11 protein-coding genes are annotated in these 12,569 nt (G+C 49.4%); 3 read left to right on the top strand and 8 right to left on the bottom strand.

The window, feature by feature from the left end; genetic code table 11:
• Nucleotides 1-8: 8 nt before the first annotated feature.
• The 3 genes from sppA to pncA are packed head-to-tail and all read left to right on the top strand — an operon-like array spanning nucleotide 9 to nucleotide 3,591.
• Nucleotides 9-1,865 (top strand): signal peptide peptidase SppA, encoded by a 1,857-nt coding sequence (gene sppA, locus ACVXHP_RS02930; protein ID WP_200006665.1) that lies wholly within the window; start codon nucleotides 9-11, stop codon nucleotides 1,863-1,865.
• Between the two features lie 57 nt (nucleotides 1,866-1,922).
• Nucleotides 1,923-2,939, top strand: coding sequence for an asparaginase (gene ansA / locus ACVXHP_RS02925; protein WP_447570814.1), 1,017 nt, complete (start codon nucleotides 1,923-1,925; stop codon nucleotides 2,937-2,939).
• Nucleotides 2,940-2,952: 13 nt separating this feature from the next.
• Nucleotides 2,953-3,591: a bifunctional nicotinamidase/pyrazinamidase gene (gene pncA, locus ACVXHP_RS02920; RefSeq protein WP_447570813.1), complete on the top strand. Its 639-nt coding sequence runs from the start codon at nucleotides 2,953-2,955 to the stop codon at nucleotides 3,589-3,591.
• Between the two features lie 37 nt (nucleotides 3,592-3,628).
• On the opposite strand, the gene ACVXHP_RS02915 is transcribed toward pncA, so the two are convergent.
• From ACVXHP_RS02915 to ACVXHP_RS02880, 8 genes are all read right to left on the bottom strand, one after another.
• On the bottom strand, nucleotides 3,629-4,987 hold the full coding sequence (locus ACVXHP_RS02915; RefSeq protein ID WP_447570812.1) for an MFS transporter: 1,359 nt from the start codon (nucleotides 4,985-4,987) through the stop codon (nucleotides 3,629-3,631).
• A 140-nt stretch (nucleotides 4,988-5,127) separates the two neighbouring features.
• Nucleotides 5,128-5,886, bottom strand: coding sequence for a DeoR/GlpR family DNA-binding transcription regulator (locus ACVXHP_RS02910; protein ID WP_286549756.1), 759 nt, complete (start codon nucleotides 5,884-5,886; stop codon nucleotides 5,128-5,130).
• A gap of 135 nt (nucleotides 5,887-6,021) precedes the next feature.
• A complete protein-coding gene (gene ydjG, locus ACVXHP_RS02905) occupies nucleotides 6,022-7,005 on the bottom strand; it encodes an NADH-dependent methylglyoxal reductase (protein WP_447570811.1) in 984 nt (327 codons plus the stop codon).
• Nucleotides 7,006-7,014: 9 nt separating this feature from the next.
• Nucleotides 7,015-7,962: a carbohydrate kinase family protein gene (locus ACVXHP_RS02900; protein ID WP_304698097.1), complete on the bottom strand. Its 948-nt coding sequence runs from the start codon at nucleotides 7,960-7,962 to the stop codon at nucleotides 7,015-7,017.
• Between the two features lie 4 nt (nucleotides 7,963-7,966).
• Nucleotides 7,967-8,803 carry a ketose-bisphosphate aldolase gene (locus ACVXHP_RS02895; protein WP_447570810.1) on the bottom strand — a complete coding sequence of 279 codons (837 nt, stop codon included), beginning with the start codon at nucleotides 8,801-8,803 and terminating at the stop codon, nucleotides 7,967-7,969.
• A 24-nt stretch (nucleotides 8,804-8,827) separates the two neighbouring features.
• Nucleotides 8,828-9,871, bottom strand: a complete 1,044-nt coding sequence (locus ACVXHP_RS02890; RefSeq protein ID WP_447570809.1) for an NAD(P)-dependent alcohol dehydrogenase — start codon at nucleotides 9,869-9,871, stop codon at nucleotides 8,828-8,830.
• 17 nt (nucleotides 9,872-9,888) lie between these two features.
• Entirely contained in the window at nucleotides 9,889-11,268 is a 1,380-nt protein-coding gene (locus tag ACVXHP_RS02885) for an MFS transporter (protein WP_304698091.1), read from the bottom strand.
• A gap of 26 nt (nucleotides 11,269-11,294) precedes the next feature.
• A complete protein-coding gene (locus tag ACVXHP_RS02880; RefSeq protein WP_447570808.1) occupies nucleotides 11,295-12,371 on the bottom strand; it encodes a zinc-binding dehydrogenase in 1,077 nt (358 codons plus the stop codon).
• Nucleotides 12,372-12,569: the final 198 nt, after the last annotated feature.

Here is a 12,569-nt window from a genome sequence, read left to right as displayed (position 1 = left end):
GAGAATACATGCGAACCCTGTGGCGATTTATTGCCGGATTTTTTAAATGGACGTGGCGATTACTCAATTTCGTCCGTGAATTTGTGCTTAACCTGTTCTTCATCTTTTTGGTGCTGGTTGGCGTAGGGATCTGGATGCAGGTCAGTAGCAGCAACACCAGTGAACACGCTGAGCGTGGTGCGCTGCTGCTGGATATCTCGGGCGTGATTGTCGACAAACCTTCGAGCACCAGCCGCTTGAGCGTCATTGGCCGTCAACTGTTTGGCGCCAGTTCTGATCGACTGCAGGAAAACTCCCTGTTTGATATCGTGAATACCATTCGCCAGGCGAAAGATGACCGCAACATCACCGGCATCGTGATGGATTTGAAAAACTTTGCCGGGGCCGACCAGCCTTCAATGCAGTACATCGGTAAAGCGCTGCGGGAATTCCGCGACAGCGGCAAACCGGTCTTTGCCGTGGGCGATAACTTCAGCCAGGGGCAATATTACCTCGCCAGTTTTGCCAACAAAATTTACCTCTCTCCGCAGGGGTCCGTTGATCTGCACGGTTTTGCCACTAACGGTCTGTACTACAAGTCCCTGCTGGATAAACTGAAAGTCTCAACGCACGTGTTCCGCGTCGGTACCTATAAGTCTGCGGTAGAACCATTCATCCGCGATGATATGTCCCCTGCTGCGCGCGAGGCCGATAGCCGCTGGATCGGCGAGCTGTGGCAGAACTATCTCGATACGGTAGCCGCAAACCGTCAGATCCCAGCCCAGCAGGTGTTCCCAGGCGCGCAGGCGATGCTGGAAGGTTTGACAAAAGTCGAGGGTGATACCGCAAAATACGCGCTCGACAACAAACTGGTGGATGCACTCGCCTCCAGCGCCGAAGTCGAAAAAATACTGACCAAACAGTTCGGCTGGAGCAAAGCGGATAAAAACTTCCGCGCCGTCAGCTACTACGATTACTCGCTGAAAACCCCAGCGGATACCGGAGAGAGCATTGGCGTCATCTTCGCGAATGGCGCGATTATGGACGGTGAAGAAACCCCGGGTAATGTGGGCGGCGACACTACTGCCGCGCAGATTCGCGAAGCGCGTCTTGATCCGAAGGTGAAAGCCATTGTTCTGCGAGTGAACAGTCCTGGCGGCAGCGTCAGCGCCTCCGAAGTGATCCGCGCTGAACTGGCTGCGGCAAAAGCGGCGGGCAAACCGGTCGTCGTGTCGATGGGCGGCATGGCGGCATCAGGCGGGTACTGGATCTCCACGCCAGCCAGTTACATTGTGGCTAACCCCAGCACGCTGACCGGTTCAATCGGGATCTTTGGCGTGATTAACACCGTGGAAAACAGTCTGGATTCCATTGGCGTACATACCGACGGCGTCGCCACCTCCCCGCTGGCGGACATTTCCATCACCAAAGCGTTACCGCCTGAAGTGCAGCAAATGATGCAACTGAGCATCGAGAACGGCTATAAGCGCTTTATCACGCTGGTCGCGGATGCACGTAAGACAACGCCAGAGCAGATTGACAAAATCGCTCAGGGCCACGTCTGGACCGGCCAGGATGCGAAAGCCAACGGTCTGGTCGACAGTCTGGGGGATTTTGACGACGCCGTCGCCAAAGCGGCTGAACTGGCCAAACTGAAACAATGGCACATTGAGTATTACCAGGATGAGCCAACTTTCGTTGATATGGTCATGGACAGTATGTCAGGTTCGGTTCGCGCCATGCTGCCTGCTGCCATTCAGGCAATGCTTCCGGCTCCGCTGGCTTCTGCGGCAAATACGGTAAAAGCTGAAAGCGATAAGCTGGCCGCGTTTAACGATCCGCAAAACCGCTATGCGTTTTGCCTGACCTGCGCCAACGTTCGTTAACTGTTAACCCCTCTTCGGGATGAAGAGGGGTTTTTCTTTGGAACAGAAGAAAAATCCATGCAAAAGAAATCGATTTACGTTGCCTATACCGGCGGTACCATTGGTATGCAGCGCTCAGAACAGGGCTATATCCCCGTTTCGGGTCATCTTCAGCGCCAACTGGCATTGATGCCAGAATTCCACCGCCCTGAGATGCCAGACTTCACCATCCATGAATACGATCCGCTGATGGATTCCTCCGATATGACGCCGGAAGACTGGCAACATATTGCGGAAGATATTAAAGCGCACTATGACGATTACGATGGTTTTGTCATCCTGCACGGTACAGACACCATGGCGTTTACGGCTTCGGCGCTCTCTTTTATGCTGGAGAATCTTGGTAAGCCGGTCATTGTGACAGGGTCACAAATTCCGCTGGCAGAATTGCGCTCCGACGGACAAATTAATTTGCTGAATGCGCTCTACGTTGCAGCTAATTACCCGATCAACGAAGTGACCCTGTTTTTCAACAATCGACTGTTTCGCGGTAACCGTACCACCAAAGCGCACGCCGATGGTTTTGACGCCTTTGCCTCCCCCAATCTTGCCCCTCTGCTGGAAGCTGGGATCCATATCCGTCGACTGGGAACGCCCCCTGCGCCTCACGGTACAGGTGAGCTGATTGTTCACCCTATCACGCCACAACCGATTGGCGTGGTGACTATTTATCCTGGGATCTCCGCCGATGTGGTACGCAACTTCTTGCGTCAGCCAGTTAAAGCATTAATTTTACGCTCATACGGCGTGGGTAATGCGCCACAGAATAAAGAGTTTCTACAAGAGCTTGCAGATGCCAGCTCACGCGGTATCGTGGTGGTTAACCTTACGCAGTGTATGTCTGGCAAGGTAAACATGGGCGGTTATGCGACGGGGAACGCGCTGGCACATGCAGGCGTTATCGGCGGCGCGGATATGACGGTCGAAGCAACGCTCACCAAACTGCACTATTTGTTGAGTCAGGGGCTGGATACGCAGAGCATTCGTCAAGCAATGTCGCAAAATCTGCGTGGCGAGCTCACCCCAGACGAATAAGGAGTCTACACCCATGGCCCGCGCCTTACTGTTGGTCGATTTACAAAATGATTTTTGTGCAGGCGGCGCCCTCGCCGTCCCGCAAGGTGACAGCACAATCGATATTGCCAACCGCCTGATTGACTGGTGCGCCACACGCGGTGACGCCATCGTCGCCAGTCTGGACTGGCATCCGGCTAATCATGGTAGTTTTGCCAGCCAGCACCAGGTCGCGCCTTACAGTCAGGGACAACTGGATGGCCTGGCGCAGACGTTCTGGCCCGATCATTGTGTGCAAAACAGCGAAGGGGCTGCCCTGCATCCTCTGCTTAACCAGCGCGCGATAGCTCAAACGTTCACTAAAGGCGAAAACCCGCGGGTCGACAGCTATAGCGCGTTTTTTGATAATGATCGTCGTCAGGCAACCGCGCTGAACGCATGGCTGCTGGAACATCGCGTTGCCGAGCTTGTTATCATGGGGCTGGCTACCGATTATTGCGTAAAATTTACCGTTCTGGATGCGCTCGATCTTGGCTACGCCGTCAGCGTCATCACCGATGGCTGTCGTGGCGTCAATATTCACCCTCAGGACAGCGCAAACGCCTTTATGGAAATGGCGGCGGCGGGTGCAACCCTGTATACGCTGGATGACTGGCTGGAAACACAACCGTAAGCGACGCCGACAGGATCGCTCCTGTCGGCGCGTTATCTCAGGCCAGGGTTGAAATTTCTTCCAGCGAAACTTTGCGTGTTTCGATGCCAAAGCACAACAGAATCAGCGCGCAAAATACCAACATAACGCCCAGCACGATAAAGACAGTGATCGAGCCATAGCGTGTCAACAGAATTGCAACGCCATAGGGCGTAAACACTGCGACAATCCTGCCTACTGCATTCACAAAACCCGAACCACGTAATCTAAGATGTGTCGGCCACAACTCTGGGACATATACCGCAGAGGCAAAGCAAACATACATATACAGAAAAAAGATCATCACCAACCCGTAACTCAAAATGGCCCACTCTTCGGTTTGAATCGAATAGAAATATCCGAGCAGCGCGATAATAACGAGTAAGAATGAACCAAATAATCGCCGTGGAAAACGATCGATAATCATCGCGGCAATGAATATCCCAACGGGCGCGCCAATCATAATTATCGCGGTCATAAAGATAGACTTCGTCACATCGATTCCCGAATTAACAAAAATCGTTGGGATCCATACTGTGATGGTATAAAGCGAAATATTCATCGCAATAAGCACGGTGATCGCCACCAGCGTACAGCGCAACATCGGTCCCTTGAACAATAGCCAAAATGAACCACTTTTCACGCCAGATTTTGCCGTCAGGTAATTGCTCTGACAGGAGGGTAAGGTGATATTTTTCTCTATCTCAATTTGCGACTCCACCTGTACGAGGTGTTTTTCAGCTTCACTTCTCTGTCCCTTACCAGCCAGCCAACGGGGAGATTCGATAAAGTACTTTCCGGACAGATACCAGGCCAACAGCATTGTCGCGCCACCGAGCAAAAACATCACCCGCCAGCTTAACCAGGCAATCACCACGACACCCACTGCCGCGGACAACATCGGCGACCAGTTACCAACAAATGACAGGCGAGCAGACCACTTCCCACGTACCGCAGGCGGAATAAATTCGGTAAATGAGGCATAGCCCACCATAATCAGCGCCCCCATTCCAATCCCCATCAGACAACGGAAAAAAATAAGCCAGTACATATTGGGCATAAAGGTTGCAGCGCAAGCAGAGACCCCAACAATCAGCAAATTAATGCGGAATGCCTTGCGTCGACCAAGATAATCACCAATAAAGCCTCCGGTTAGCGAACCAACAAAGTAGCCAAACATCAGCGCTGAGGTAAATGCTGCGTTGAGATAATTATTAGACCAACCGGTACTGACTAATTTCGCCAATACTACGTTCCCGGAATAACTGAGGAAACCGGTGACTAATAAACTAAAACTAATAATGCCAAAAATACGAAAATGAAATCGCGATAAGGGTAAGCGATCTAATCTTGCACCGATAGGGTCACATTGTTCCATCTGGATGCCTCAAGTTCAACTAAATAGAAAGTATGGCGATCGCGGCAGAGGTAATTTTGCCGCGCCATCCATCATCATTATATTTTTATGGCATTTTCCAGGTGCAAACTAAAATAATATCGACACGAGAAATGTTAAAATTAATAAACGAGTTGAATATTATTCTCTTTGCAAAACGCAATCCACTCTGCACCCGGTGCCTTATTGGTTATAAGGTAATTAATATGGCTAAAGTCCACGAGTTGGACGAAAGCTTTACGATCAAACTTTGAGTGATCAACCAACAGAGCCACCTCAGCCGCCTGGCGGATCATAGTTTTTTTGATTTCCGCCTCCGCTTCATTAGAGTCAAGCGCCCCGCTCTGCATATCAAGACCTTTGCAGCTCATCACCATAATATCAACATGATAGCGACTGATGATCTCCTTGGTAATCCTTCCCTGTAATGACAGCGTATTCTTATTCAACTCGCCGCCGGTGGAAACGACGTTAATTTCCGACTGAGCCAGTTCATGAAATGCTTCAGCCGAGTTAGTTAGCAACGTCAGATCGTTTCTTTCCTTCAACAGCTTTAATAACTCCATCGCCGTACTGCTGGAGTCTGCGGCCATGGTGGTCTTATTTTTAATAAACGGTAATGCATTACGGGCAATGATCTGCTTCTCTTCAAAGAAAGACTTTGCACGTTTATAAAAATGAATATTGTCAGACAACGCGGTGGTATTAAGTACCGCACCACCATAAGTTCGGGTCAAAAAACCTTCATCTTCCAGCTTCTCCAGATCGCGGCGAATTGTTTCCTCTGTTACCTGAAAGATGGAACTTAAATTAGATACCGCCACTTTCTTATCATTAGCCACCATTTGCTTAATGGCCTGAATCCTGTCTTTTGCCGCCACAATGACACCTCTGTTTCCTGCAAAGTAATAATAAGACCCAAGTATCTCACAGGCTATGTTTATTTTCAAAAGAACATGTCTGAATCACAGATTTAGTACTCTTTTACACAGAAACAGAGGTCATTACCATCTGGCTTATTTTATATCCAACGCTTCTGCCATTTGTCTCATCAATGATGAATCGCTATCAGTCAGGGCAATGGTCAACGCCTCGACATTCTCACGAACCTGTTCAGGCGCGGTAGCACCGCTCAGTAAGGTGATTAAATCGCTTTGCTTTAAAATCCACGCCAACGCCAGCGCGGGGATCGTGCAACGGTATTTTTCACACAATGGCAGCCATTGCTCGAGCATATCAATCACCCGCAGCATATTTTCCCGTTGGAACCAAACTTTGTTGGCCCGTGCGCCGCCCGGAACATAATCCCGTGCGATTGTTCCAGTCAGTAGCCCCTGTTCGAGCGGTGAATAAACCTGCACGACGATGCCATGCTGCTGGCATAACGGCAACAATTCAGCCTCCAGCGCGCGATCAAGGATACTGTACTTGGCCTGCACAATATCCAACTGGCCGTGTTTAAGATACTCCCTGATATGCCCTGCATCCACGTTGGCGGCACCGATAGACTGAATTTTGCCTTCTTTCTTAAGTGCATTCAGCGTATCTACGGTTTCCGCAATCGGCGTAAAACAAGGTTCGACCGACTGCCAGTGGGTCATATAGATATCAATGCTCTCGATACCCAGCCTCTGCAAACTGGCATCGACCTCTTCGCGAATCGACTCGGGTGTGAGATTTTTATACAACTGCCGATCGCCCACTTTGTTAAAAAGGCTGCCCGTTCTCTCCCAGACGATGCCGCATTTAGTTTCGACCACGATATCTTTGCGCGGTAACTTTTTCAGCGCCTGCCCAACGATGACTTCACTGTTACCAAAATTGTAACCTGGTGCAGTATCAATCAAATTAATACCGCAGCGATGCGCCTCGACAATGGTATCGATACAAACCTGCAGATCGAGATCGCCGTTCCATGCCGGACCGCCGCCAATCGCCCATGTCCCTAATCCCATGCGGGAAAGCATAATATCCGTACTGCCTAAAGGAATCTTTTTCATCTGCCGTTATTACCCTTCATATTCATCAAGAAGTTGTTCAACCAGCTTTCTGTTTTTTACGCCCGTCGTGGCGCCCACGCTCAGTACCGATATTGCCGCCGTCGCGTTAGCAAACAGTGCGCACTCGCGCAGCGACTTGCCTTCAAGTAACGCGGAGATAAATCCCGAGGCAAAATTATCGCCCGCGCCAATGGTGTCGATGGCAGTTATTCCCGACACCGCCGGGACCTCCATTTTCATATCGGCTCGCTTAATAAAGCAGCCTCTCTTGCCGGTCTTAATCACTACCGTTTTTACACCGCAGCCCAGGAAACTGTCGGCAATTTCATCCAGCGTCTCTTTGCCGGTAAGCAGTTTGGCTTCCTCAAAATTAGGAAACAGATAGTCTACGTAGCTCAAAGCGTGGCGAATATCGTCCAGCGTTTCATTAAGTCGTGGCTTGATCATATCGGCACAAATAATTAACCGATGCGCTTTCGCCTGAGTGAAAATCGCCGTTAATGCTTCGCCGTCGAGCAACGGGCTGTTGAAAATACTCGCCAGCGACAGCAGCTTTGCCTGAGAGAATCGAGCAAAATCAACATCGTTTATATTCAGTTTCCACAGGCTGCCGTTGCGGTTGGTGACAAAGGTGCGTTCACCATCAGCTGTAACTAAACCCACGTTAATGGAAGTATCAATACCCGCATCCTGTTTCAGACTCTGAATATCAATGTTCTCCCGACGGCAGTGGTCGAGAATAAAATGACCTGCCGCATCATCCCCTACCCGGCTAATTAACGCAGTACGATGCCCTAGACGGGAAATAATCGTCGCTTCATTGATTGCGTCGCCCCCGGTAGTCATGGCAATACGTTCTAACGGATAAGAGTCTACATCAAAGATATTTTTACTCACCGGCTGCAAGGGAATGTCAACAATTGCAGCACCTATACAAATAACCTCGATATTATCCATATTGTCATTCCGCTTTACCGTCAGAGCCAAATAGTTTGATTTTTTCCAATGCTCGCTCTTTTACTGCTTTACGCACTTCACGTTCAACGTGCAGGAATGGCTGATTCTGGTTCTCGCGCACCGCCACCATTGCCGCCTGGCACAATTCGGTGTGAATATTGATTTTAGAGATGCCTAATGAGATGGCTTTTTTAATATCCGCATCGCTAATCCCGGACGCACCATGCAGCACCAGTGGAACAGATACCGCTTGGCGTACGCGCTCAACAACCTCGAAATTCAGTTTTGGCTCTGAGGTATACACCCCATGCTGGTTGCCAATCGCCACCGCCAAAGAGTCACAGCCGGTACGCTCAACAAATTCTGCAGCCTGGCTCGGGTCGGTATAGTGATAACCCGCCAGCGCCTCTTCATATACCGTTTCATTCCCCACATGCCCCAGCTCCGCTTCGACCGGAATGCCCAGCGGATGAAAGAAGTCCACAGCCTCTTTGGTCCGACGAATATTCTCTTCAAAATCAAATGCAGATGCATCACGCATCAGAGAGTTCATACCATGGACCCAGGCGTTGTGAATGATCTCCATGCTACGTCCGTGATCCCAATGCGTGATAACCGGTACTGAGGCCTTTTTCGCCATAGAAACCATCATGTGCGAAAAATCTTCAAACGAGGTATTACCCACAAAACCCGTACCGAAGGAGATGATCACCGGTGATTTAGACTCCTCCGCCGCATCAATAACCCCCATTAGCATTTCAGCATTCCACACATTAAAGTGGGCAATCGCATAATGTTTATTTTGGGCATCGTTTTCCCAATATTTAATATCTGCCAGCATGATTATTTCTCCCTTTTCAATTAATTAATGATTGATTTTAATAACGCCTTTAATAATCTCGCGCTTGTTATTGACGGATTCATCAAACGCGAGCTGAACATCTGTATAATCATAAATATGCGTCACCATCGACTTCACATCGAAACGCCCGGAGGAGATGGCTTCGATGGTGACTGGATAACGATTGGCATAACGGAAAACAGTTTGAATTGAGACTTCACGGTTAATTTTGAGGAAATTAATCGCTGAATCACCCGGCACAGTGCCCACGATCATGATTTTCCCACCGCGCATTACCAGATATGGCGCCTGCTTAACGGTGATAGCCGAACCGGCTGTTTCGAAAACAATATCCGCCCCCATATCGCCGGAAAACTGTTGGCAGCGGGCAACGGTGTCCTCTTTTGCCCCGTTGATAACGACCGTAGCTCCAAGCTGTTTGGCCATCGCCAGACGTTTTTCCAGAACATCAACAACAGCGATATCGGTAGCCCCCAAACATTTACAGGCTTGTAGGGTCATTAAACCAATACATCCAGCCCCCAAAATGACGATTTTCTTGCCCGGCTTAACGTCTGCGAGCATTGCAGCATGCATGCCGACCGCCGCAGGCTCCACCAACGCACCTTCCATCGTGTCCATGTTATCGGGGAGCTTGTAAGTGAAACTCTCTGGGTGGCACAGATAGTACGTTAGCGCGCCGCGATAATTTGGCTGTGTGGCCATAAAATCGACGTCAGGACAGATGTTATATTTCCCTTCAAGACAGTAGCGACAGTGACCACACGGTACGCCTGGTTCAATATTAACCCGATCGCCAGGTTTAAATTTGGTCACGCGGTTCCCTACTGCGACCACCGTACCAGCGCATTCATGCCCAAGACCTATTTCCTGATTGGGATCTTTCGGCGGAATAAAGGGGCCTGATTCAAAACCATGAACGTCTGAACCGCAAATACCAACGTATTCAACTTTAATAAGCACTTCATGATCTTTAGGTACTGGGATATCGGCGTCGATGATTTTCATCGTACCTGGGGTTTTTAATATCGCTTTTGAGTTTTTCATTTCATTTCCCATCAATATTATTTGTTGGTTATCGCATCAATTCCCAGACTCTCGACAGAAACGCCTTTTGTTTCAATTCCGATGGTGGCAATAGCAACAGCGACAATAATTGAGACGGCGCCCAGCAGTACAAACACCCCCGTCACGCCATAACTATTAAGTAATACAGCGACCGCATATGGGGCGGCGATACCACTGATACGGCCTACCGCGTTCGCAAGTCCAGAACCGCGAAGCTTCGCTTCAGTCGGCCATATTTCTGGAACATATACCGCGGAGGCATAACAAACGTACATATAGACAAAGGTAATCAGGAAGAAACCAATTAATGTGATTAGCAACATGCTGGTTTGCAGCGAATAGATATAACCCAGCACGGCAATTAACACTAATAATCCTACGCCCATCGTTTTCCTTGGGATTTTATCCATTACCAGCATGGCGATGAAAATCCCAAACGGCGCACCGAACATGCTCATAGTATTTAAGACTATGGAGTCTTTCAGATTAATCCCCTGAGTCATAAATATTGTCGGTAACCAATTAATTAAGGTGTACTGCACAACGTTCATGGCGATCAGTACAAAAGAGCCCAGAACCACACGTTTTAACAATACTCCCGTTAATAAGGCGGAGTACGGAACTGAACGCGGTTGTTTGTCATCATCGATTGTCACGACCGGCGGTAGTGGCTTACCTGTCTGTCGAATGACGCCTTCCTCAATGACCCGCATCACCTGTTCAGCTTCCTGATAGCGTCCGCGGGACTCCAGCCAGCGGGGCGACTCCGGGAAACTGCGCCATGCGATAAAGGTTGCAATGAGCGACAGTACCGCCGGTATCAACAACTGTACGCGCCAGTTCCATTCCGCACTGATCAGTGGCGTTAACCCCATCGCAATCAGTGAACAGAGCGGATAAGACCAATTGCCAATAAACGAGACCCGACTGGACCAGGTGCCCCGATTCCGGCCTGGCATATATTCGGTAAACCCAGCAAACAGGGTTACCAGCAACGCGCCTAAACCAATCCCCATAACAAAACGACAGGCGATCAGAAAGGTCATATTGGGTGAAAACGCGCCAACTACCATGGAAATAATATGAATCGCTTCATACAGGATAAACGCGTTTTTACGCCCGGTTTTATCGCCAATAATTCCCCCACCGAGTGCACCAAGAAACATGCCCGCCGTAGTAATGGCGGAAAACGTGGCGGTGGTAGAATTATCGGTCCAACCAAGTTCTTTTAACTGCGCGAGAATTAATCCGCCAACGGCATTACTCCAGCAAACCAATAATCCGAAGGCAACCATAGCAAACATCGACGTATGCCAGCGACAATCAGGCAGCCTGTCCAGCCTGGCGCCGCAGTGCGGTTTTGCAATCTGTTCCATGCGATAACGTCCCTTTAATAAATATTTTATTCATCAAAGTCGTAAGTCATGATGACTTTAATCGCGGTCTTATCGACCATGGCGTTAAAACCTTCGCGCCATTGCGATAAGCCGATACGGTGAGTGATCATCGGTTTGACTTTGAGCGCGCCGCTAGCGAGCAGACGAATGGCATTGCGCCAGGAAGTGGAGTCGTAGGCCATATGGCCAATGATGCTTTTGTTCCACGCGGTAATATCATTAATGGAGAAGTCGAGAGGTTTAAAACCCATCCCTACGCGAACAACTTCACCGTTAGGACGCAGCATTTCAATAGCTTGTTTCAGGGCAATATTGGCGCCGGAACATTCGATAACTAATCCCAGATTGTCTTTGCCGCAGATTTCCTGACAACGTGCGACCACATCTTCGCTTGAACCGTTGACGACTGCCGTCGCCCCCATTTCTTTAGCAATGGGGAAACGCACCGCAACGTCGTCTTCAAGACCAACCATTACGATATTAACGGCCCCCATAATGCGTGCCATTTGCACGGAAAAGAGTCCTAGTGGTCCAGTACCGAAAACCACCACGTCTTGACCAGGGAGGAATTTGGATTGTTGAGCGATAGATTTGTAGGCATTACAGATGGGGTCCAGGACTGCCGCTTCTTCATAATCAACACCTGGCGGGATTTCCCACAGCGCATGGCGGTGAATTTTGAGGATCTCTCCAGGAACCAGACAATATTTCGAAAAACCACCGCCCCAGGTATTGTTGTCCAGGCCTAAATTCACTTTTTCTGTACAACAAAGAAAATCACCTTGTTCGCAGGCCGGACAGACGCCGCAAACGTGCCCGCTGTTGTCAGAAACCACGCGCTGACCCACTTTCCAGTCCTTAACCTTGTCGCCGACCTGGACAATTCGACCGGCAAATTCGTGACCACGAATCGAATTAAACTGGTCGGAACCGCTATCAACATTGTAGTGTTTCATATCCGCGCCACAGATAGCAGCCGCCTTGATTTCAATCACGACGTCATCCGGGCCACATACCGGTTCCGGAACATCAATCATCTTGTAGCCACCAAAGGCCTTGCCAAATCTTGCCAGTGCTTTCATTGAATTTTCCTTTGTGTTTAGTTTTGCATCAGTGGTCATCATACTTATCCATATAATTTTTGAGGTCAACACAAAATCTTTAAAACACAGATTATGATCTGCATTTCACAACTTAGATCACAAATAAGTGCAAAGATGCACTGAAACACAAAGAAACGTGGAAGCCGCTTCGCCTGTACGCCGTGAACCCCTTCGCAT

Source organism: Citrobacter freundii complex sp. 2025EL-00176, from assembly GCF_053309355.1.
Note: the sequence above shows the minus strand (reverse complement) of the source record. Positions and strands in the feature narration are given on the sequence as shown.